Source organism: Azospirillum agricola (assembly GCF_017876095.1).
GTDB lineage: Bacteria > Pseudomonadota > Alphaproteobacteria > Azospirillales > Azospirillaceae > Azospirillum > Azospirillum agricola.
This window is the reverse complement of the sequence record NZ_JAGINM010000040.1, coordinates 1-23182: the sequence shown is the minus strand read 5'-3', so window position 1 is coordinate 23182 and position 23182 is coordinate 1. Positions and strand designations below refer to the sequence as shown.

16 protein-coding genes are annotated in these 23182 nt (G+C 70.6%); 7 read left to right on the top strand and 9 right to left on the bottom strand.

Features of this window, described 5'->3' with window-relative positions; translation table 11 throughout:
• Nucleotides 1-19 precede the first annotated feature (19 nt).
• On the top strand, nucleotides 20-364 hold the full coding sequence (locus J2847_RS32385) for a hypothetical protein (protein WP_209782852.1): 345 nt from the start codon (nucleotides 20-22) through the stop codon (nucleotides 362-364).
• A gap of 10 nt (nucleotides 365-374) precedes the next feature.
• Here J2847_RS32385 and J2847_RS32380 read toward each other — a convergent pair whose 3' ends face one another.
• The 5 genes from J2847_RS32380 to wrbA form a co-directional block, all read right to left on the bottom strand.
• Nucleotides 375-1124: a phytochelatin synthase family protein gene (locus J2847_RS32380; protein WP_233474941.1), complete on the bottom strand. Its 750-nt coding sequence runs from the start codon at nucleotides 1122-1124 to the stop codon at nucleotides 375-377.
• A 284-nt stretch (nucleotides 1125-1408) separates the two neighbouring features.
• Nucleotides 1409-4561, bottom strand: coding sequence for a carbohydrate-binding domain-containing protein (locus tag J2847_RS32375; protein ID WP_211114906.1), 3153 nt, complete (start codon nucleotides 4559-4561; stop codon nucleotides 1409-1411).
• Nucleotides 4562-5255: 694 nt separating this feature from the next.
• Nucleotides 5256-5615, bottom strand: coding sequence for a hypothetical protein (locus J2847_RS32370; RefSeq protein WP_209782851.1), 360 nt, complete (start codon nucleotides 5613-5615; stop codon nucleotides 5256-5258).
• A gap of 72 nt (nucleotides 5616-5687) precedes the next feature.
• Entirely contained in the window at nucleotides 5688-6647 is a 960-nt protein-coding gene (locus tag J2847_RS32365) for a glutathione S-transferase family protein (RefSeq protein WP_209782850.1), read from the bottom strand.
• Between the two features lie 53 nt (nucleotides 6648-6700).
• Nucleotides 6701-7303 carry an NAD(P)H:quinone oxidoreductase gene (gene wrbA, locus J2847_RS32360; protein ID WP_209782849.1) on the bottom strand — a complete coding sequence of 201 codons (603 nt, stop codon included), beginning with the start codon at nucleotides 7301-7303 and terminating at the stop codon, nucleotides 6701-6703.
• A gap of 138 nt (nucleotides 7304-7441) precedes the next feature.
• Here wrbA and J2847_RS32355 point away from each other — a divergent pair, with 138 nt between their 5' ends.
• A complete protein-coding gene (locus J2847_RS32355) occupies nucleotides 7442-8377 on the top strand; it encodes a LysR family transcriptional regulator (RefSeq protein ID WP_209782848.1) in 936 nt (311 codons plus the stop codon).
• A gap of 8 nt (nucleotides 8378-8385) precedes the next feature.
• Here the strand turns inward: J2847_RS32355 and J2847_RS32350 are convergent, their stop codons facing one another.
• From J2847_RS32350 to J2847_RS32335, 4 genes are all read right to left on the bottom strand, one after another.
• Complete coding sequence (locus tag J2847_RS32350) at nucleotides 8386-8781, bottom strand: hypothetical protein (protein ID WP_085557830.1); 396 nt, start codon at nucleotides 8779-8781, stop codon at nucleotides 8386-8388.
• 172 nt (nucleotides 8782-8953) lie between these two features.
• A complete protein-coding gene (locus tag J2847_RS32345; RefSeq protein ID WP_209782847.1) occupies nucleotides 8954-9853 on the bottom strand; it encodes a DMT family transporter in 900 nt (299 codons plus the stop codon).
• 33 nt (nucleotides 9854-9886) lie between these two features.
• Nucleotides 9887-12394, bottom strand: coding sequence for a cation:proton antiporter (locus tag J2847_RS32340; RefSeq protein WP_209782846.1), 2508 nt, complete (start codon nucleotides 12392-12394; stop codon nucleotides 9887-9889).
• A 160-nt stretch (nucleotides 12395-12554) separates the two neighbouring features.
• On the bottom strand, nucleotides 12555-12923 hold the full coding sequence (locus tag J2847_RS32335) for a hypothetical protein (RefSeq protein ID WP_209782845.1): 369 nt from the start codon (nucleotides 12921-12923) through the stop codon (nucleotides 12555-12557).
• 294 nt (nucleotides 12924-13217) lie between these two features.
• On the opposite strand from J2847_RS32335, the gene J2847_RS32330 reads away from it, so the two are divergent.
• From J2847_RS32330 to J2847_RS32310, 5 genes are all read left to right on the top strand, one after another.
• Nucleotides 13218-15356, top strand: a complete 2139-nt coding sequence (locus J2847_RS32330; protein WP_209782844.1) for a hybrid sensor histidine kinase/response regulator — start codon at nucleotides 13218-13220, stop codon at nucleotides 15354-15356.
• A 324-nt stretch (nucleotides 15357-15680) separates the two neighbouring features.
• On the top strand, nucleotides 15681-17348 hold the full coding sequence (locus J2847_RS32325) for a peptidase domain-containing ABC transporter (protein ID WP_209782843.1): 1668 nt from the start codon (nucleotides 15681-15683) through the stop codon (nucleotides 17346-17348).
• Nucleotides 17345-19543: a peptidase domain-containing ABC transporter gene (locus tag J2847_RS32320; RefSeq protein ID WP_209782842.1), complete on the top strand. Its 2199-nt coding sequence runs from the start codon at nucleotides 17345-17347 to the stop codon at nucleotides 19541-19543. Before J2847_RS32325 ends, J2847_RS32320 begins: the two co-directional genes overlap by 4 nt.
• On the top strand, nucleotides 19543-20889 hold the full coding sequence (locus J2847_RS32315) for an HlyD family type I secretion periplasmic adaptor subunit (RefSeq protein WP_209782841.1): 1347 nt from the start codon (nucleotides 19543-19545) through the stop codon (nucleotides 20887-20889). The genes J2847_RS32320 and J2847_RS32315 overlap by 1 nt, the downstream gene beginning before the upstream one ends.
• A 76-nt stretch (nucleotides 20890-20965) precedes the next feature.
• The coding region (locus J2847_RS32310; RefSeq protein ID WP_211114905.1) for a hypothetical protein at nucleotides 20966-23182 on the top strand (2217 nt) is incomplete at its 3' end.

Below are 23182 nucleotides of genomic sequence, written 5' to 3'. Positions count from 1 at the left end.
CGAACGAGGCACCCCGCCGATGCGCATCACCATCGTCGCCCTTTTCCTGTCGGGCCTGCTGGCCTTTGGCGCCGCGGCCGAGGACGCCGCCACCAAGGACGCGCTGGCCCAGGATCCCAACATCCTGAAGAGCCAGGAACCGCAGCCCGACCCCCACGGCACCCGTCCGCCGAACCCGGCGACCAACGCCGACACCCAGAGCGCCGAGCTTCAGCAGGCGCTGGCCGCCGTGCGCCGCGCGCCGCCCGACCTGAATGGCAACCCGGTGCCGCGCCCGAACTGGCTGGCGAGCGAGCCCGACCAGGACAACGAGCCGACCCGCTCGCAGAACCCGTCGGATCTGAGCAGCCAGGAGATCAAATAGGGGAACGGCCTCAGCCGGAGACCCGGCGGGTGCGGACGCGGATCAGGCCGCTGCCCTCCGGGTCGGCGCGGTCGGGCTTCAGCATGGCCTCCAGCAGCTTCACGTCGCTCGACCAGTAGGGCACGTACCAGCTCCGGTCGGGATCCATCACCAGCACCCGCCGGCTCGCCGCGTCGTAGGCGCCGAGCGGGGCGATGTGGCCGAAGCCGGGCTCGCCGGTCAGCGTGCCCTGGTCGTAGGCCAGGATGATGATGTCGCCGGCGCTCTCCTCGTTCTCGGTCAGGATGTGGCGCAGCTCGGCCAGCGTCTCGGGCGAGGCGTCGCGCGGGCGGAAGACCTCGACCTCGGCGGCGGTCAGGCCGTAGGCGTCCAGGCTGCGGCGGACATACAGCTCCAGTTCGGTGAAGGAGACGCCCTCGCCGTTCTCGCCCACCGCCTCGCGCCAGCGGTCGTCGCCGACGGCGTCGAGAAGCTGCTTCTGGGTGACGAGCCGCTCCGAGGCCAGATCCGGCACGCCGCGCAGCGCGTTCAGCATCATCGTCACGCTGGCCAGCGAGCAGGCGGCGCCCGTCGCCTGCGGCACGTAGAAGGGCGACAGCGCCCAATAGTCCGGCGCCAGGGCGGTGCGGACATACTCGGCGGCACGGGTGATCGGCACCGTGTCCGGACCGAACTTGGGCTGGGTGTCCTCCTGCGCCCGCGCGGCGTTCGCCGTCGCCGCAAGGATGCCCAGCAGCGCCAGGGCGGTCGTCATCTTCATGGAGATCATCGAGAACGGTCTCTGTCCGCGCAGTCCAAACCCAACGCCCAACCCAACGCCGGCCCCGGCCGGCGGCCGCGTTGCCGCCAGGGTTCCCATATGGTGCGCTGCGGTGCAACGGCCAAGCCGGGGATACCCGGATTGCGGAATCGGCGGAGGTTGGATCGGGAAAGACTGAAACGGCATGGGCGGAGCGCTCCTTTCCACGCGGGAACCTGTCCCTGGGGAAAACAGCGCTCCGCCCGGCGTCGGCGGACAGGGACGGGGGGCTTACCCCGTCAGCGTCACACCCCGTCCCAGAAGACGAGCATCCCGGCCGCGTCCAGGCCGACGATGCCCATCTTGCTCCAGGCGAGGTCGTGGATCCCCATGGCGAAGGCCGGGGAGGAGGCCTGGAGCGAGTAGTCCCCGTAATAGGGGTTGTTGAACATCGCCTTACCGATCACGTCGTTGTCGCCGTAGGTCGGCACGTTGTGGACGAGGTTGCGGTCGATCACCGGGTTGTTGGCGGTCAGCAGCTCGATGTAGTCGTCGAGCGGCAGCGTGCCATGCACGATGTTGCCGGTGATGGTGTTGTTGTAGGGCATGCCGACGGCACCATGCACCGGCTGCCATTCGACGCGGATGAAGTCCTCCTTGTTGCTGGCGATGACCGCGAAGTTGTTGGTCACCACGTTGTTGTCGCCTCCGTGGATCTGCACCGAGGCCCAGTCGGCGTCCTTGATGAAGTTGCCGCGCACGGTGACGCCGCCGGCCATGTCGTCCAGATAGATGCCGAAGCCCTTCTGGCCGTGCAGCCATTGGTCGGCGTTGCTGGTGGCCAGACCGCCGGCGTGCTCGATGCGGTTGCCCTGGATGATCAGGCCGCTGTCGGTGCTCGACCGGCCGAGAATCTCGATGGCGCCGCCGTCGGCGGTCTCCAGCCCGGTGTGGGAGATCTTGTTGTACTGGATGATGTTGTTGTAATTGGCGGTGTTGGTGGTGCCGCCGTAATCCTTCAGCGAGATGCCGTAGCGGGCGCTGTGGTCGATGTCGTTGTTGGAGATGACGTTGTTGTCGACCCCGGTGCCGATGATGCCGGCCACCGCCTTGCGCACCTCGCCGATGTTGCTGATGCTGTTGGCGTAGATCAGGTTGCCGTTGCTGCGCCCCTCCAGCTCGATGCCGCTGTCGGCCAGATGGTTCAGGCTGTTGCCGGCGATCTTGTTGTTGGACGAGGCCGAGGTCAGCTTGATCGCCGTGCCGACGTTCAGGAAGCTGTTGTCGCTGATGTGGTTGCCCGACGCCTTGATCAGCTCCAGCGCGTTGCCGTCGGTCTTGGTGTTGACGAAGGACAGCCCGTCGATGGTGACGTTGCTCGACCCGTTCAGCCGGATCAGCGTGCCGAGCCGGGCGACCTCGACGCCGGACGCCTCGAAATCGGCGCTCGCCGCCTTGTAGACCAGCTTGCCGTCGCCGGGCCGCCACGCGAACTCGCCGGCCTGGTCGACGTAGGCGGCGTTGTTCAGCAGCTTGTAGGTGGTGCCCTCGGCGAAGGGGAGGGAAGCGCCGTTCTTCAGCACCAGCGTGCGGGTGGCGGCGTTGAAGCTGGAAATGCTGGTCAGCGTGTCGCCCAGCCGCTCGGCGTCCATCACCTGGATCAGCGTGCCGGACTGGATGTCCGACGCGCTCACCTCGCCGCTGTGGAAGCGGATCTGCGAGCCGCTGGGGCCGGCCGCCGCCGCGTCGGCGAACTTCCAGCCGCTGGTGACGTCGGCGCTGTCGTAGGCGTATTTCTCGGCCAGATGCTGGCGCACCCCGCCGACCGTCAGGTCGAGGGAGGAGGCGGTCGACAGCTTGGCGCTGTAGATCCCGTTGCCCTCGCTGACGAAGCCGGTGACCTTTTCGCCGCCGCTCAGCACCGGCTTCTCGCCGGGGTAGTTCTGGAAGCTGTGGCCGTTGTCGGCCGAGGTCAGCTCCAGCGTCTTGGTCAGGTGGTAGGTGCCGCCGCGGATGTAGGTGGTGTCGATGGATGCGTCGGCCCGCATGGCGGCCTGCGCCTTCTCCAGGCTGGCGAAGGGGCCGTCGGTGCCGTCGGCGTTGGGGGCCGAGAGCTTGCCCGACCATGTGTCCTTGCCGTTGGTGGCGACGTAGAAGGCGGGCTTGGTCGGGGCCGGCGGCGGGGCGGGCGGGGCCGGCGCGAACAGCTCGGCGCCGGCCTTGATGTTCAGCGCGCCGCCCCAATAGAGCCCTTCCTGGCCCTTGACCACGTCCTTGCCGTCCACGGCACCCTTGTCGTAGGTGACGATGCTGTCGGTGGCGGCGACGCTGTGGCCGTTGATGCTGACCGACTTGACGAACAGGTTGCGGTCGACGCCGTTGACCGTGCTGTCGTTGTCGTACCAGACCTGGACCGTGTGGCCCTTGGTGGCGTCGAGGTCGGTCTTGAAGGTGAAGGGGGTGACGCTGCCGGTGGTGGCGCGGCCGTCGCCGATCACCTGCCCGTCGACCAGAACCTTGAAGTGCGGGGCGACGCCGCCGGCCGAGGTGCCGTAGGCGTTGACGACGATCTCGGTCGGCGTCAGCACCGGCGGCGGGGGAGGCGGCGGCGGCGGAACGTAGGGGCCGCCGAAATACTCCTCCGGCACGCCGAAGGTCAGGGCGCCGCCCCAGAACAGCCCCTCCTGTCCGGCGACGACGTACTTGCCGTCGACGGCGCCCTTGTCGTAGGAGGCCATCTCGGAGGTCGCCGCGATGGTCTGGCCGTCGATGTCGATCGACTTGACGTAGAGGTTGCGGTCGACGCCGTTCACGGTGGCGTCGTTGTCGTACCAGATCTGGATCTTGTGGGCTTCGTTCGGGTCGAGATCGACCGAGAACGTGTAGTCGGTGGCCGAGGTGGCGGAAACCCGCGCGTCGCCGATCACCACGTCGTCGACCAGCAGCTTGAAGTGCGGCGGCACGCCGCCGGCGCTCACCCCCCAGGCCTTGACCGTGATCTGGCTGGTCATGGTGGCGGGGGGCGGCTCGGCCGGGATGGTGGGGGCCGCGGCGAACAGCTCCTTCGGCAGGGCGACGTTGAGGGCGCCCGGCCAGTACATTTCGGTCTGGCCGGCGATGACGTTCAGCCCGTCGATGGCGCCGGTGTCGTATTTGACCGAGGGGTCGATGGCGAGGATGCTCTTGCCGTTGATCTCGAAGGACTTGACGAACAGGTTGCGGTCGACGCCGTTCACCGTGTCGTCGTTGTCGTAGATCAGTTGCAGGCTGTGCGCCTTGTCGGCCGGGACCTTGGCGGTGAAGACGTAGCGGGACTGCGTGACGGACGCGACGGTCGCGTCGCCGATGACGGCGCCGTCGAGCTTGAGGACGAAATGCGGCCATTTCCCGCCCGCGACCGAACCCCAGGCGTTGACCGCGAAGACAACTTCGATCAGGCCGTCGGTTGCGCTTGCCATGATGAACCTCCAGGATGCCGCAGAATGACGTTGCATCCGGAGGTTGGTTTATGGACTTTAACGGGGTCCTAAGCCTTTTGGTTAGTTTTTTATTAATCAAGCGGATTCCCGTGACAATATTTGGACATGACCGTAAGGAACAAGCTGTGGGTGAACATTGAGGGATCTCCCACATGTCGGTACCAGTATTTGAGCGAGAAGAAAGCGATTGTTGGAAAAGAGCAACACGTCACTTGTAGTGAGTATGAGTTTTTGCGGGCAACCTGGAAGTTTGGTTTTTGCCGCGGGTTTCGGCTAGGATGTTCCACGGAGTGCCGGTCAACCGGAACGGCGCGGCACCACCCCGTCGGCTTCCGGTGTGTGCGAACCCCAAGCGGCCAGAAAAACCCTGGCAGGTTCGCAGCTTTTTGGCATCAATGGGTTGAGCCTGCGGAACGCCATCCGGCGGCATGGACGGGAACCGGCGGAGCGGGGTTCGCGTCAGAGCGGGGATTGTGGGTTCTTGGACAAGTGGATAAGGAATGGGAGTCGCCCTCCGTGCGGGGGCGTGGATTGAAACAAGTGGGCGCCCAAGCAGGAGCTTTTCGTTGCGCGTCGCCCTCCCTGCGGGGAGCGTGGACGGCGCAAGGGCCGTCCCCGAAGCTTCCCGGCACCAGCCGCCGGCCATCCCGGCGCTGGTGCTCCTTCCGTCCGGTCAGCGCCGCAGGCCGCGCCGTTCCATCTCCTCCTCCATCGCCCGGCGGTCGCGCTGCATCTGGCGCTGCTCGTCGACCAGCCGGTCGTACTGGTCGCGCAGGTCGCGGTCGGAGTAGCGGCGGTAGGGACCGGCGTTCGCGCTGCGGTCGTTGGAGGACCCCTCGTAGCGGCGGTCGTCGCGGGTCGCGCCGCGATCCTGGGCGTTGCGGTCCTGCGGGTAGGCGTCCGGGTTGACCGCCCGGTTCAACTGATCGAGCGCCCCGCCCCAGCCGTTGTTCTGCGACTGGGCGGGAGCGGGCGACGACAGGGCAAGCAGGCCGGCGACGGCCAGCCCCAGGCAGGGTGCGATCTTGCGCATGCGGTGCACTCCCATGATGGATCATCCTTTTGCGGGACAACCGTCGGGAGGGCGAAACGTCACGCCGGACCGTCAGGCGGGATCGGGACCCAGCCGGCCACGGCCGTGCGGGGCGCCGAGGTCCAGCGCCGGCCCCTTGGGAACCACGCCGGTCGGGTTGATGGTGGCGTGGCTGCCGTAGTAATGCCGCTTGATGTGGTCGAAATCCACCGTCCCGGCGACTCCCGGCGTCTGGTAGAGGTCGCGCAGGTAGCCCGACAGGTGCGGGTAGTCGGCGATGCGCCGCAGGTTGCACTTGAAATGCCCGACATACACGGCGTCGAAGCGGACCAGCGTGGTGAACAGCCGCCAGTCGGCCTCGGTCAGCCGGTTGCCGACCAGCCAGCGTTGCGTCGCCAAGCGCTCGTCCAGCTCGTCCAGCGCCGCGAACAGCGCGTCGAAGGCGGCCTCGTACTTGTCCTGGGCGGTGGCGAAGCCGGCCTTGTAGACCCCGTTGTTCACCCGCTCATAGACGAAGGCGTTGGTGCGGTCGATCTCGTCGAGCAGCTCGGGCGGGCAGTAGTCGGTGCGGCGGTCGGTGAAGGCGTCGAAGGCGCGGTTCAGCATGCGGATGATCTCCGCCGACTCGTTGTTCACGATCCGGCCGGTCGCCTTGTCCCACAGCACCGGGACGGTGACGCGCCCGCTGTAGCCGGGATCCGCCCTGGTGTAGATCTCGTGCAGGCGGGTCGATCCGGTGATGGGGTCGGGGCTGGAGAAGGTCCAGCCCTCGGCCAGCATCAGCGGATCGACCACGGTGACGCCGATGACGTCCTCCAGCCCCTTCAGGGCGCGGAAGATCAGGGTGCGGTGCGCCCAGGGGCAGGCCAGCGACACGAACAGGTGGTAGCGGCCGGCCTCCGCCGGAAAGCCGGTGGAGCCGTCCGCCGACACCCGGTCGCGGAACTGGGCCTCGCTGCGGACGAAGGCGCCGCCGGTGCTCTTGGTGTCGTACCACCGGTCGTGCCAGCGGCCGTCGATCAGAAGGCCCATGGTCCTGTTCTCCCCTGAGGCGCGTTTCCTGAGGCGTGCGTGCCGGAACGGCGTCAGCCGTGCAGCTTGGCGGTGATCTCGGCGACGTGGCGGCCCTGGAAGCGGGCGCCCTCCAGCTCGACCGCGCTCGGCTGGCGCGAGCCGTCGCCGCCGGCGATGGTGCTGGCGCCGTAGGGCGAGTTGCCCATCACCTCGCCGACCCCCATCTGCCCCTGGAAGGAGTAGGGCAGGCCGACGATCACCAGACCCAGATGCAGCAGGACGATGTGGGTGCTGAGGATCGTGCTCTCCTGCCCGCCATGCTGGGTGCCGGTGGAGGTGAAGACGCTGCCGACCTTGCCGACCAGCGCCCCCTTGGCCCACAGCCCGCCGGTCTGGTCGAGGAAGTTCTTCATCTGCGAGGTCATGTTGCCGTAGCGGGTCGGCGTGCCGATGATGATCGCGTCGTACTGGGCCAGCTCCTCGACGGTGGCGACGGGGACGTGGCTCTCGTCCTTGTAATGGGCCTTCTGGCGGATCTCCTCGGGCACCAGCTCGGGCACGCGCTTGACCGCCACCTCGGTGCCGGCGACCGAGCGGGCGCCCTCCGCGACGGCCTCGGCCATCGCCGAGACGTGACCCCAGCTGCTGTAATAGAGGACCAGAACCTTCGCCATCGTCGCCACTCCCCTGTTGGTGCCTGTGGTTGAGCCGGCCGGGCTCGCCGGACGCGGTACGGCAGAGATAGTGCGGGAAGCGGATCATGGTAATACCGCTTCTTGGCATCTCATTGTTTCCTGATGTACAACAATGCGATGGATCGCCTCGACGACATGCTCGCCTTCATCAAGGTGGTGGACACCCGGAGCTTCACCGCCGCCGCGGACCGGCTGAACCTGTCCAAATCCGTGGTCTCCCGCCGCATCGGCGAGCTGGAGAACCGGCTGGGCGCCCGGCTGCTCAACCGCACCACCCGCAAGCTGAGCTTGACCGAGGTCGGGCAGGCCTATTACGAGCGCTGCATCCGCATCCTCGCCGACCTGGAGGAGGCCGAGCAGGCGGTCGCCGACCTGCACGCCGCCCCGCGCGGCCGGCTGCGGGTGAACGCGCCGGTCAGCTTCGGGGTGATGCATCTGGCCGCCGCCGTCGCCGAATTCCTCGAACGCCATCCGGCCATCGAGATCGAGATGGACCTGAACGACCGCTACGTCGATCTGGTGGACGAGGGCTACGATCTGGCGATCCGCATCGGCCGGCTGCGCGACAGCTCGCTGATCGCCCGCAAGCTGGCCCCGGCGCGGGTGGCGCTGTGCGCCAGCCCGGACTATCTGCTGAAGCACGGCACGCCGAAGACGCCGGAGGACCTCGCCGGCCACCGCTGCCTGATCTACACCAACGTGCCGACGCCCGACGTCTGGCATTTCCTGGTGGACGGCGAACTGCGCGGGGTTCGGGTGTCGGGGCCGCTGCGGGGCAACAACGGCGACCTGCTGCGCGACGCCGCCGTGGCCGGGGCCGGGATCGTGCTGTCGCCGACCTTCCTGTGCGGCGAGGCGCTGGCGTCCGGTGCGCTGCTCAGCATCCTCGGCGAGCATGTGCCGTCGGAGGCCAGCGTCAACGCGGTCTACCCGCAGAACCGCCACCTGTCGCCCAAGGTGCGGGTGTTCGTGGATTTCCTGATCGAGCGCTTCGGCCCGCGCCCCTACTGGGACTGCACGCTGCTGGAGGCGTTGCAGCCGGATCCGGCGTGAGCCCCGCCTTACGAGGACGGCGGCGTCGGCCGGCGGCGCGAGCGGAGGTTGAGCGCGGTGATGAAGTTCGGCTGCTGGCCGACCACCGGCCCCTGCGGCACCGGCTTCTTCGTCGGGGTGGCCAGGAAGCCGCCGACGCGCGAGCGCAGGTCGACCGCGCCCTGGGCGGCGGTGTCGGCGTCGGCCTTGACCTTGCGCCGGACCTCGGGATCCAACGTGTTGAAGGCGCGCGACGCGAATTCGAAGGCCGGCTTGGACTTCGTGGCGATCACCTGCCGCAGCGCCTTGGACACCAGCACCGTGTCGAGCCCGCCCGGCCCGTCGACGCCGTCCAGCACGTCGGCCAGGATGCCGATGGCCTGAAGCGTGCGGTGGTCGTCCAGCGAAAGGTCGAGAGGGTCCATACGGGTCATTTCCGGTCGTCGCGGGGGCGGTCGGGCGGAAGCCCTCCCATCACCACCGATGGCACGATACGGGAATCATAGTGCCTGCGCCAGCCTCTGGCAACGCGGGGCGGATCGGAAGCCGTCCCAGGGGTCGTTCCGGTTCCGGATCGGTCCGGCCGATTCCAGGCCCTCACCCCCGGTTCACCAGCGCGACGCCGGCCACCGCCACCGCCATGCCGGTGAGCGCCACCGCGCTCAGCCGCTCGTCGAACATCGCCCAGGCGACCAGCGCCGTCACCGGCGGGGTCAGGTAGAAGAGGCTCGACACCCGCGCCGCCGCGCCCCGGCGGATCAGCGCGAACAGCAGGAAGATGGCCCCGACCGACAGCACGAAGCTGAGCCACAGCAGGGCGAAGATGAACTCGCCGGTCCACTCGATGCGCATCGTTTCGGTCAGCGGGGCGGCCACCGCCAGCACCAGCGCGGTCGCCGCGTATTGGATGGCGGTGCCGCTGCGCAGATCCATCGCCGCCCCATGGCGCTTCTGGTAGAGCGTGCCGGCGGTGATGCCGAGCAGGGCCGCCAGCGCGAAGCCGAGCCCGACCAGATGGTCGGCGTCGATGGCGAACTTCTCGCGCACCACCAGCGCGACGCCGGCCAGACCGAGCAGCAGGCCGGCCCACTGCCGCCCGCTGACCCGCTCGCCGAGCAGCGGGCCGGAGAGCGACGCGATCAGCAGCGGTTGCAGGCCGACGACCAGCGCCGTCACCCCGGCCGGCAGCCCGTGGGCGATGGCGAGGAAGACGCCGCTGAGATAGACCCCGTGCACCAGCAGCCCGGCCAGCGCGATCCGCCCGGCCGCCGCCCAGCTTTTCGGCCAGGGCGCGCGGGTCGCCAGCGCCACCAGCGCCAGCACCGTGGCGACCAGCGCGAGCCGGACCAGCAGGAAGGTCAGCGGCTCGACATAGGGCAGCCCGTATTTGGCGCCGATGAAGCCGGTGCTCCACAGCAGCACGAAGACGGCGGGCATCAGGCCCAGCCAGTCGGGGCCGGTGCCCGCAGTCTTCTCGGCCGCGGTCTTCTCGGTCATGGAACGCCGTCTCCCGTCACGTCCGTCCGGGGGTCAGCCCGGCGCCGGGACGGGCTGGGCCGGCTGGCGGCGCGTCTCGGCGACCGCCTGGATGTGGGTGCGGAGATCCGCATCCTTCTGCACCAGCCGGCGGAAGTCCTTCTCATCCAGAACCAGGAGCTGGCAATAGCCCAGCGAACGCACGTCTGCATTGCGCCGCTGGCGGGTCAGCAGCGCCATCTCGCCGAAGAAGTCGCCGGTGCCGAGCTTGACCGGCTCGGCGAGGTTGGGGACGAGAACCTCGACGGCGCCGGACGCGATGAAGAACATGGCGTCGCCCCGGTCGCCGCGCCGGACGATGGTCTCGCCGGGCAGGGCGAGGCGGGCGCGCAGCAGCGTGGCGATCACCGCCACCCGCTCCGCCGGCAGCCCGGCGAACAGCGGCACCCGGCGCACCAGCTCGGCCACGTCGAAGCGGACGTCGAGCTGCGGCAGCCGCTCCAGCACCCGGCGGCGCTCGTCCAGGTCGCGCTCCAGGTCGGTCAGAACCTCCTGGCTGATCAGCGATTCGGCGTGCAGGGTGCGGTAGTCGGCCTGCTCCAGCCGCAGGGCGGCGCGGCCGACGTAGCGGCTTTGCAGCACCATCGCGTAGTCGGGGTATTGCAGCTTCATCGCCGACAGCGCCTGCTCGACGAGGCCGAGCCGGCCGATCAGCAGCCCCTCCAGCTCGAAGGCGACGTCCTCGCCCAGCATGCGGGACAGCTTGCCGCGGGTGAAGACCAGCAGCTCGCGCAGCACGGTGCGGACGGCGACCAGGATCTCGAAGCGCATCGACAGACGCCGCGCCAGCGGCCGGTGGATGCCGAGCCGGCGCTGCAACAGGCTGGCTCCCCGCATCCAGAAGGAGAAGGCGATGAAGGGCTCCTCGAAGGCGCGGTAGCCGGAGCGTCCCTGGGTCTTCACCGCGTCGAGCAGGCGGCCGGTGCGCCCGGCCAGCATCTCGACGACGGCGCGCGACACCACGCCCTCGGAGAAATGCTGATAGTAGAACTCCTCCTCGCGGTTGACGAGGATGACGAGGCCGATGGTCACGCGCTCCTCGTCGGTCAGCGGCGCCTCTTCCCGGCGCTCGCGGTCCATCGCCTGGAGCCGCGCCTCGTAGCGGGCCAGCATCACGTCGGTGACGGGGGCGTCGACCTCGTAGGTGCGGGCGACGCCGGCGACGCGGTCGCGCAGGCTGTCCATCGACAGGGCCAGCGCCCGGTTGCGCATGGCGCGCTCGACCGGCGTCAGCTTGTCGAGCCCCAGCAGGTGGATCAGCGAGCGCAGCGTCGCGCCGTTGATGAACAGGGTGACGAAGACGAAGCCGGTGACCATCACCGCGACGAAGCCCTGCACCCGCTCGGGCACCCGGATGTTCTCGGTCACCGCCAGCGCCAGCGTCAGCGAGACGGCGCCGCGCAGGCCGCCCCACAGCATCACCGCCTTGTAGGAGTGGCTGACCTTGTGCGACAGCCCGGCCCAGGACAGGATCGGCAGCAGCCCGAACAGCACCAGCGCGCGGGCGGCGAAGGCGGCGACGGTGACGACCAGCACCAGCCCGACCTCGGCCCAGCCGGCCTGGCTCAGAAGCCGGGGCACCAAGAGCGCCGTCAGCAGGAAGATCAGCGAGTTGGCCCAGAAGCCGAGCTGGCGCCAGACATGCTCCATCGCCCCCCAGGTGGCGTGCGAGATGCGGGTGCGCCCGACCGAGGCGATGACCAGCGCCGAGGTGACGACGGCGACGACACCCGAGGCGCCGACGTAATGCTCGGCCAGCACGTAGGACAGGTAGGCGAGCGCCACCGTCATGGTGATCTCGGCCATCGGCTGGTCGCGCATCGGCTCCACCAGCGCGCAGACGACGCGGCCGCAGAGATAGCCGGTGACGACGCCGCCGGTGAAGTCGCGCAGGAACTCCAGAGTCGCGGCGAGCGCGCCGCCGTCGGCCTTGCGGGTCAGCATGCCGAGCAGCAGCGTGAACAGCGCGATGGCGGCGGCGTCGTTCAGCAGGCTCTCGCCCTCGACCAGCGTGGTCAGCCGGCGCGGGGCGCCGAGGTCGCGGAAGACGCCGATGACCGCCGCCGGATCCGTGGTGGCGACGATGGCGCCGAGCAGCAGGCAGGAGACCAGGCTGAGGGTGGTGAACAGGCTGACCGCGTAGCCGACCGCGAAGGTGCAGACGAAGACCGCCACCACCGCCATCAGCAGGATCGGCCCGATGTCGTCGAACAGCCGGCGCACGTCGACCGTCAGCGCCGTCTCGAACAGCAGGATGGGCAGGAAGATGTGCAGCAGCAGCTCGGACGAGACGTCCAGCTCGGCCAGCGAGTTCAGGAAGTCGTGGAACGGCCCGGTGCCGGCGCTGCCGGCGAAGGTCTGGATCGCGGCGCCGAGCGCCACCCCGACCGCCGCCAGCAGCACCGTGAAGGGAAGCTGGAAGCGCGCCGCGAGCGGCGGGAGAAAGCTCACCAGGGCGAGAAGCCCGGCGACTCCAAGGACTTGAATGGCAATGTCGTGCATGGTTCCGTGTGCCGGCTGAGGCGTGGGCTGCACGGTATCGCCCGGATGTGGCGGGAGCAAGGCCGCCGGCCGTCCCGCGCTGCGGCAAATTTCGGCGTGGCCTGTGGCCGGGAGGAAGCGCTGGAGGGGGCAAGGCGCCGCCCGCCCCATGGCGCCCCGTTCAGGGCCGGTAGCAGCGCGCCATGTCGGCGCCGATCGCCTCGCATTGCAGGCCGTTGGAGAATTTGAAGCGCATCGGGCCGGTCTTGCGGACGCTGATCAGCGTCTTGTCCGGGCTTTCGCCGAAGGCGACCCAGGCGGTCGAATCGAACCGGGTCTTCAGTCCGTTGCTGAGGGTGACGCGGCCCTGGCGGTCCTTCTGCACCTGGACGCCGGTGTTGAACAGCAGATGCGGCCCGTCGGCCTGGGCGGCGAGGCCGTTGGTGCAGTTCACGCCCTCCGGCTGCACCGCGACACATTCGAAGGGGCGCGGTTGTTGGGCGGTGAGCACCATCGCGTAGATGGCGACTTCCAGGACGTTCATCGGCATGGGCGCGGCATCCGGCTTGGACGAGGCTTCATCCCTTCTTAGAGAAATTCCCCGTGCGACGGAATAGGCCATGGCGACGCGGAGCGACGGCCGGCGCGCGGGCCTTCCCGGCATGGCGGCGCAAGGTCATAGACGAACGCGGGAATTGCCAAGGTGACGTTGCGCAATTGAGAATTGGGGAATGACCATCGCGCGTCGCCGTGCGCGGAGAGCGTCCCAAGGCAAGAAACAGGTGGGTGTTTTTAACGCGAACGACTTTGGGGAGGCGTCGGCGTGAGAGTGCGGTCCAGGCTTATGTTGCTCGTCGCGGGCGTCGTCGCCCCGCTGATCGCCTTCGCCTGGGCCGTCGCGTCTTGGCTGCTCGCCGAACAGAGACAGGCCGCCGTCCTGCGCATGGAGGCGGTGGCCGGCGCGCTCGCCCTCGACCTCGACCATGAGCTGGAAAGCGCGCTGACCCTGCTGGAGACGCTGGCCGCCTCGGAAGGGCTGGCCCGCGGGCAGCTTCAGGATCTGCGGCGCGAGGCGCTGGTCATGCTGCAAAGTCGTCCCCTCTGGTCGGCGGTGATCCTGTCGGACGCGGCCGGCCGGCCGCTGATGAACACGGCGGCCCCGATGGGGGCGCCGCCGCCGGGCAGCCGCGGGCTGGCGCTGCTGGAGGCGGTGCGCCGGTCGGAGGGGCCGGTCTTTTCCGACCTGTTCGTCGGCAGCGCCCAGCGCCGGCCGCTGCTGGCGGTGGCGGTGCCGCTGCGCCACCGGGTGTTCCAGGGCGCCCTGTCGATGACCATCCCGGCCGAGACCATCGAGCAGCGGCTGGGCGCCCTGGCGCTGGCCGGGGTCATCCCGGCCGGCTGGGTCGCCCTGGTGGCCGATGGCGACGGCACCATCGTCGCCCGCTCGCCGGGGGGCGAGGCGGGAGGCGGCCGGACCACCGTCATCGCTCCCCCGGCGGCCGGGGCGGGCGTGACGGTCCAGTCGCTCGACGGGGTGGCGATGCGGGCGGTCGCACGCCGGTCGCGGCTGGCCGGCTGGACGGTGCATTGCCTGGCGCCGCCGGAGGTGATCGACGGGCGGCCCGGCGCCACGCGGTGGCGTCTGCTCGGCTTCGGCCTGATGGCGCTCGCCGTCTCGCTGGGGTGGGCGGCGCTGTTCGCATGGCGCCGGCCGGAGGTGGCGGCCCCCGTCCTGGCCGATGCCGCGCCGGGCGCCGTGCCGGATCCGGGCGTCGTGAAGGGCGGTGCGCGGCAAGGCATGGTGGAGCACCAGTTGCGGGAGGCGTGGGGCGAGGCCCAGGCCGCCCAGCAGGAGGCCGAGCAGGCCAACCGCGCCAAGACCGCCTTCCTGGCCGCCGCCAGCCATGACCTGCGCCAGCCGGCCCAGTCGCTGGTGCTGTTCGCCGAGCTGCTGAAGACCAAGCTGCGCGGGCATCCGGACGCCCACATCGTCGATTCGCTGCTGGACTCCGCCGACACGCTGAACCGCACGCTGAACGGTCTGCTCGACATCTCCAGGATCGACGCCGGCTTCGTCCGCACCGACCCGGAGCATGTCGCCCTGGCGCCGCTGATCGACGAGCTGCGGCGGGAGTTCGCGGAACCGGCGGCCGCTCGCGGCCTGCGGTTGCGCGCCGTTGCCTGCGGTGTCACGGTGCGCACCGACCCGGTGCTGCTCGCCCGCCTCCTGCGCCATCTGGTGGAGAACGCGCTGGCCTTCACCGAGCGCGGCGGCCTGCTGATCGGTTGCCGCCGGCATGGCGCCCATGTCCGGCTCGACGTCGTCGACAGCGGGCGCGGCATTCCGCCGGAACAGATCGAGGCTATCTTCGAAGCCTTCGTCCGGCTCGACATCCCCGACCAGCTTCCGTCCGACCGCGACCGTCCGCAGGGCTCCGGGCTCGGGCTCGCCATCGTGCGGCGGCTGGCGGCGGCGCTCGGGCACCGGCTGGAGGTGGCCTCGACGGTCGGCCGGGGCACGCGCGTCTCCATCGGCCTGCCGCTGGCCGCGCCGCGCCCGGACCTATCCGGGGCCGTGGGCGGCGAGGGAACCGAGATCCTGCCGCCGCTGCGGCAGCCCGGCCTGCTGCTGGTGATCGAGGACAAGCTCTATGTCCGCACCGCGATGACCTCCGTGCTGTCCGAATGGGGGTTCGAGGTGGTCGAGGCGGCATCGGGCCGCGAGGCGGTCCGGCTGCTGGCCGGGCGCTGCCCCGACCTGATCGTCGCCGACCAGCGGTTGCACGACAGCGAGAGCGGCGATGCGGCGATCCGCGTCGTCCGCGCCGCCTGCGGGGAGGGGGTTCCGGCGGTGATCGTCGGCGCCGATTCCTCGCCCGCCATGCGCGCCGCAGCCCGCGAGGCGGGCGCCACGCTGCTCGGCAAGCCGGTGTCGCTGCACGAGCTGCGCAAGGTGATCCGCAAGGAACTGCACCGGGGCTGAACCCCGCGCAACCCGGATTTTCCCGCATCTCCTGGCCGAACGGGGTGGGTATATCCCCCCGACCTATCCGTTTTCCCGAGGGTTACTATCCGCTGCGCGGCAGGATTGTTCGGCGCGAACGGGGTATGAAATACGAAGAAGAAGTGACGCCTGTTCTGCAACCTTGAACAGGAGTGCCCGCGCCGCCGGACCGGAACCGGCGGGCCGGGCGAGGACCATCGCTTCCCCGTGCCTTTCTCGCCGCGCCCGGCCACCGCCGGGCGTCGACGCCGCCGGCTTGCCTAGCGCGAGCCCCCTTCCAGCCCGCCTGATGCAGGACCCGCCATGCCGAAGACCGCTGAGGATCCCCTTGCAGGCCAACGCCGGCAGACCGCCGCGCTCCACGCGCAGGTGGTCGCCATCTCGGCCGTCGTCAACATAGCCGCGCTGGCGATGCCGGTGGCGGTGCTCCAGGTCTACGACCGCATCATTCCCAACCATTCGCAGAACACCGCCGTGGTGATGGTGGCCGGGGTGACGCTGGCTTTGCTGGCGGAATTCATCCTGCGGGTTGCGCGCTCGCACATCCTCGGCCGCCTCGCCACCCGCTTCGAGCGGACGATGAACCGCCGGGCGGTGTCGCACCTGTTCGCCACCGATCTGAAGACCTTCGAGACGCTGCCGGCCGGCACCCATCTGGAGCGCATGGGGGCGATCGCCACCCTGCGCGACCACGCTTCCGGCCAGACCCTGCTGGCCATCTACGACGTCCCCTTCGCCGCCGTCTCGCTGGCGCTGATCGCCTATTTCGGCGGTGCCCTGGTCGCCGTCCCGCTCGCCGGCATGGCGCTGATGGGGGTGGTGGCGCTCATCTCCGGGCGCGACGCGCAGGCGGTCCAGGCGGCCGTCGCCCGCACCGAGGACCAGCGCTCCAGCTTCATCATCGGCCTGTTCTCCGGCATCCAGTCGGTCAAGGCGATGGCGCTGGAGGTGCCGCTGCTGCGCCGCTACGAGGCGATCCAGGCCAAGCGCCTCGCCGCCACCACCAACGCCGAGCTTGGCGGCCAGCACCTCAGCGAGAGCGGCCAGTTCATCGCGCAGCTCAGCAGCCTGGGCACCGTCGCCTTCGGCAGTCTGCTGGTCCTGGGCGGCACGCTCAGCATCGGCGGCCTGTCGGCCTGCACGCTGCTGGTCGGGCGGACGCTGGCGCCGGCCCAGGGGCTGATGGCGCTGTGGCTGCGCCGCCAGTCGATGGAGGTGGCGACCGCCAAGCTGAACGACCTCTTCGACCTGCCGGCCGCGGCGCCGGCCACCGGCATCCTCGACGCCAGCACCGCCACCCCCCGCCTGACGCTCGACTCCGTCAGCTTCGGCTTCTCCGCCGGGCGGACGGTGCTGCGCGCCGTCGACCTGGAGGTCCGCCAGGGCGAGATCGTCGCGCTGGTCGGGCCGACCGGCGGCGGCAAGTCGACCCTGCTGTCGCTGATCGCCGGGCTCTACCAGCCGACCGGCGGGCGGGTGCTGCTCGACGGGCTGCCGCTCGACGTCTACGACCCGGCGACCCTGCGCGGCGTCATCGCCCTGCTGTCGCACCGCGAGACGCTGTTCCGCGGCACGGTGATCGACAACATCACCATGTTCCAGCCCGAGAAGCTGCCGGCCGCCATGGTCGCCGCCGAGCGGGTCGGCATCGTCGACACCATCCACGCCATGCCGCACGGCTTCGCCACCATGGTCGGCGACGGCGCCACCGACCCGCTGCCGCGCGGCCTCGCCCAGCGCATCGCCATCGCCCGCGCGCTGGTGCAGAAGCCGCGAGTCATCCTGTTCGACGACGCCAACGCGTCCGCCGACGACCAGGGCGACAAGGTGCTGCTCTCCCTGCTCGACTCGATGCAATCCGACTGCGCGATGCTGTTCATCAGCCACCGTCCGCTGATGCTGAAGCGCGCCACCCGCATCTACCGCCTGTCCGACGGACAGCTCGACCGCACGCCGGAGCTCGCCGCATGACCCAGCTTCTCGACTCTGGCGGCGAGCGCGAGGCGCTGCTCCCCGGCCTGTCCTTCCTGCGCCGCTCGCCCGTGCCGGTGGACGCCGACAGCGCCCCCGACCTGACCGCGACCCTCATCCTGCTGCTTCAGCGCCTGGGCTGGCCCGGCGGCCGCCGTGAGTTCGCCGAGGCGCTGCCCTGGGCGCCCGGGCCGGTGCCGCTGACCGACCTGCGCGACGTCGCCGCCCGGCTGGGCTTCGCCAGCGAGGCGCGCCACGGCCGGGGTTTCTCCGCCGCCGCCCTGCGCGCCGCCGTCGACACCGCCCACACCCGCGACGGCGCCCTGCTCTACGTTCCGGATGCCAATGTTCCGGGCGGCGTTCCCGGCATCGTCGAGATCGCCGACGGCGTTCCGGCCCTGCTGCGGTCCGACGGGCCGGTGGTGCCGGTGCGCGGCGCGCTCAGCCGGGGCACGCTGGTCACGATCGTTCCGGGCGACCGCGACGCACCCCCGGCCGGCGACCGCCGGGCCTGGATCCGCGAGCGGCTGGCCCCCGCGCTGCCGCTGGTCCTCGCCGCGCTCGGCCTGACGCTGTGCGCCAACCTGCTGGCGCTGGCCAGCCCGCTGTTCGTGATGACCATCTACGACAAGGTCATCGCCGTCGGCTCGATCAAGCTGCTGGTGGCGCTGGGCATCGGCGCCGTCGGTGCGCTGGCGGTCGAGATGCTGATGCGCCGGCTGCGCAGCCGCGTGATGTCGCACGCCGGCGCCCGGCTCGGCTACGTCGTCGGCAACGCGGTGCTGGCCCGGCTGCTGCACCTGCCGAGCCTGATGACCGAGCGGGTCGCCGTCGCCGCCCAGGTGTCGCGCGTCAAGGATCTCGACCGGGTGCGCGACCTGCTGACCGGCCCGCTGGCCCAGGCCTGCCTCGACCTTCCCTTCGCCATCCTCTTCCTGGTGGTGATCGCGCTGCTCGCCGGCTGGCTGGTGCTGGTGCCGATCGTGGCGGTGCTGGTCTATCTGGCGGCGGCGCTGATCGGCAACGCCCTGACCCGCTCGCGCGTCGCCGCCGCGGCCACCGCCGGCGCCCGCCGGCAGGAGCTTCTGCTGGAGATCGTCGAGCGCATGGCGGCGATCCGCGCCATGGGCGCCGCGGCGATCTGGACCGCCCGCTACGACGCGCTGGCCGCGCGGATGGCCGAGGCCAACTTCCGCAACGCCCAGGCCAGCAACACGCTGGCCACCTTCAGCCAGTCGCTGGCCACCCTGTCCGGTCTGGCGACGTTGGGCTTTGGCATCGAGCTGGTGCTGACCGGCGCGCTGACCACCGGCGGGCTGATCGGCACCATGATGCTGGTGTGGCGCACGCTGGGCCCCTTGCAGAACGCCTTCCTCGCCAGCACCCGTTTCGGCCAGCTGCGCGCCTCGCTGCGGCAGGTCGAGACCCTGATGGCGACGCCGCCGGAGCGCAGCGAGGCGGTGCGCACCGAGCGCGGCCCCGACATCCGCGGCCAGGTCACCTTCAGCCACGTCACCTTCCGCTACGGGCGCGAGGCCGAGCCGGTGCTCGCCAACCTCAGCTTCGACGTCGCCGCCGGCGAGGTGATCGGCGTGGTCGGCCGCAACGGCGGCGGCAAGTCGACATTGCTCAAGCTGGTTGCCGGCCTTTACGGTCCGCAGGGCGGCTCGGTCCGCATCGACGGGCGCGACATCCGCCAGTTCGACCCGATGGCGCTGCGCCGCTCCATCGCCTTCGTCCCCCAGGTGCCGCAATTCTTCGACGGCTCGCTGGCGGAGAATCTGCGACTGGTCGCGCCCGGCGCCGACGAGGCGGCGTTGCGCAAGGCGCTCGACCAGGTCGGCGCGCTGGAGGCGGTGGAGGATCTGCCCGACGGGCTGAACACCCGCTTCGACGCGCGCAACGTGCCGTTGCCCGCCGGGTTGTTGGCGCGGCTGTCGCTGGCCCGCACCTATCTGCGCGACGCGCCGATCGTGCTGCTCGACGAGCCGGCGGCCAACGTCGATTTCGAGGGCGAGTTCGCCTTCACCTCGACGGTCGACGCCTTCCGCGGGCGCTCGACGGTGTTCTTCGTCACCCACCGCCGCGGCCATCTCGCCATGGCCGACAAGGTTCTCATCATCGAGAACGGCACCACCCGCTATTTCGGCACCGCGGACAAGGTTCGCGACCGCATTCCGAAGGGGATGATCTGATGGGCCACATCGTCGCCAGCCGCCGCCTGACCGCCGCCGGCATCCACGTCTCATCCACCGACTTCGCCACCGAGGAGCTGGTGTCGGATCCGGGCGTCCGCCCGCTGGTGCAGGCCACCGCGCTGATCGTCGGTGCCCTGGTGCTCGGCGCCACCGGCTGGATGGCGGTGACTCCGGTCCAGGAGGTTGCCGTCGCCTTCGGCGAGATCGTCCCGGCCAGCGCCGTCCAGGCGGTGCAGCATCTGGAGGGCGGCATCGTCCAGGAGCTGCTGGTCAAGGAGGGGCAGGTGGTCGAGGCCGGCCAGCCGCTGGTCCGCTTCAACAGCGTGACCACCCAGTCCGGCCACGACCAGCTGCTCGCCCGCCGCGCCGCCCTGTCGATCCAGGCCGAGCGTCTGGCCGCCTTCGCCGGCGACCGCCCGGCCAACTTCGCCCCCTTCGCCGGTTTCGCCGCGCTGGTCGCCGACCAGGGCCGGGTGCTCGCCGCCCAGATCGAGGCGCGCGAGAACCAGCGCCGGGTGCTGGGCGGCCAGATCGCCGAGCAGCGCTCGCAGCTCGCCTCGACCGGGCGGCAGCGCGCCCAGCTCGCCGGCAACGTGCCGCTGCTGGAGTGGAAGGTCAACATGCGCAACGACCTGACCAGCAAGGGCTTCAACTCCAAGCTGATGGTGATCGAGGCGCAGCGCGAGCTGGCCGCCGCCCAGGGCGAGCTGCACCGGCTGGACGGCGTCATCGCCACCACCAGCGACAGCATCGCCGAGACCGAGGCGCGCATCCAGGAGCTGGACGGCCGGCTGCGCCAGGAGGCGCTCGACAAGCTGGGCATGGTCACCGCCGAGCTGGCCGAGCTGGACAACCAGGTGATCGCCCAGAGCGACCGCGTCGACCGTCTGGTCTCCACCGCCCCGGTGCGCGGCATCGTCCAGGAGTTGCCGGTGAAGACCGCCGGCGGCGTCGTGGTGCCCGGCGGGCTGGTGGCCAAGATCGTGCCGCTCGGCGAGGAGCTGGTCGCCGACGTCCGCGTCTCGACCCGCGACATCGGCTTCGTGGCGCCTGGCCAGCCGGTGAAGGTGAAGGTCGCCGCCTTCGACTACGCCCGCTTCGGCCGGGTCGAGGGCACGCTGAAGTCGGTGTCGCCGACGACCTTCTTCGACCAGGACAAGACGCCCTACTACCAGGGGCGGGTGACGCTGGCCGCCAACCATGTCGGCGACAACCTGCGCCAGCACCTGCTGCTGCCCGGCATGACGGTCGAGGCCGACATCGCGACGGGTGAGAAGACCGTCCTGCAATATCTGCTGAAGCCGATCTACACGACCCTGGACGGCGCCCTGCGCGAGCGCTGAGCCGCACGCCGCCGCCCCGTCCTCCCGACCGCCCTCCACGGCCTCCCCGCCGCTTCCCCCGCACAGGATTTTCGCCATGGCCGAGACCGATCCGAAAGCCGCCCCGTCTTCTTCCGCTTCCGGCAACGCCTCCTCTTCATCCGCGGCGGCGGCTCAGGCGGCGGTGCGGGAAGCCGCCCAGGCCCAGGCCGACGATCAGCGCTTCCGCCGCCTGGACGCCCTGGAGCGTCCGAACACGGCGCCGGCCGCCCAGCCGCGCGCCGGGGGCGAGAGCCTGACCAACCTGCACAACGGCAGCCGGACCGAGGTCTTCATCGACGATGACGCCACCCCGGCCGCCGGCTCGGTGGTGGAGAAGGCGGCGGCACCGGCGGCAATCGGCGGCGGGAGCGGCGTCGCGCCGTCGGACCTGTCGCCCTCGAACGCGGTGGTCGTGCTGCCGGCAGGCCCGGTTCCGGAGAACAGCCCGGTTGCGGGCGACTCATCGACGACCTTCCTGACCCTGGGGGGAATGGACGGGACCTCGGCGGCGCCGGACGGTTCGGGGGGTACGGTGTCGGGCAGCGGCCCGGTCGGCTTCGCCGCCGCTCCGGGCGCCGTCGAACGCGACGTGGTGTCCGAGGCGGGCCCGACCACCAGCGAAGGCGGCACGGGGAGCGGCACGGGCTCGACCGGCACGGAAAGCCTTGCGGTTCCGACCGCCGGTGGGAACGGCACGGGCTCGACCACCCCTGAGGGGAGCTCCGAAACGGCCGGCGGCGAAGGCGGCGCGGGCAACGGTTCGGGCTCGACTGGCACTGACAACGGTTCGGGTTCGACCGGCACTGACAGCGGCACGGGCTCGACCGGCACCGGCAGTGGTTCGGGCTCGACCGGTACCGGCAGTGGTTCGGGTTCGACTGGCACCGGCAGTGGAACGGGCTCGACCGGCACTGACAGCGGCACGGGCTCGACCGGTACCGGCAGTGGTTCGGGCTCGACCGGCACTGACAGCGGCACGGGCTCGACCGGCACCGGCAGTGGTTCGGGTTCGACCGGCACTGACAGCGGCACGGGTTCGACCGGCACCGGGAGCGGCACGGGTGCGACCGGCACCGGCAGTGGCACGGGTTCGACCGGCACCGGCAGTGGTTCGGGTTCGACCGGCACCGGCAGCGGCACGGGCTCGACCGGCACTGACAACGGTTCGGGTTCGACTGGCACCGGGAGCGGTTCGGGCTCGACCGGCACTGACAACGGTTCGGGCTCGACCGGCACTGACAGCGGCACGGGTTCGACTGGCACTGACAGCGGCACGGGTGCGACCGGCACCGGGAGCGGCACGGGCTCGACCGGCACCGGCAGTGGTTCGGGTTCGACCGGCACCGGCAGTGGTTCGGGTTCGACCGGCACCGGCAGTGGCACGGGCTCGACCGGCACCGGCAGTGGCACGGGTTCGACCGGCACCGGGAGCGGCACGGGCTCGACCGGCACTGACAGCGGCACGGGTTCGACCGGCACCGGCAGTGGCACGGGTTCGACTGGCACCGGGAGCGGCACGGGCTCGACCGGCACCGGCAGTGGTTCGGGTTCGACCGGCACTGACAGCGGCACGGGCTCGACCGGCACTGACAACGGTTCGGGTTCGACTGGCACCGGGAGCGGCACGGGCTCGACCGGCACCGGCAGTGGCACGGGCTCGACCGGCACTGACAGCGGCACGGGTGCGACCGGCACCGGCAGTGGCACGGGTTCGACCGGCACCGGGAGCGGCACGGGCTCGACCGGCACTGACAGCGGCACGGGTGCGACCGGCACCGGCAGTGGCACGGGTTCGACCGGCACCGGGAGCGGTTCGGGCTCGACCGGCACTGACAGCGGCACGGGCTCGACCGGTACCGGCAGTGGTTCGGGCTCGACCGGTACCGGCAGTGGTTCGGGTTCGACTGGCACCGGCAGTGGAACGGGCTCGACTGGCACCGTGGCGGCGCAAGCGGATGCGCCCAGCCTGACGGTGGCGGCGGCGTCCGGGTTGGAAGATCACCCGATCGCCCTGAGCATCGGCGCTGGTCTGGCGAGCCCGGCGGCGGGCGAGAGCCTGAGCGTGGTGATCAGCGGCGTGCCCGCCGGCGCCCTGCTCTCGGCCGGCACGGACAACGGGGACGGGACTTGGACGCTGACCGGCGCCCAGCTCTCCGGGCTGACCTTGACGCCGCCGGCGGACTTCAGCGGCAGCCTGGGGCTGACGGTGACGGCGACCGCCACGGTGAACGGCACGCAGGCGAGCCACTCGGAAGCTCTGACGGTGACGGTG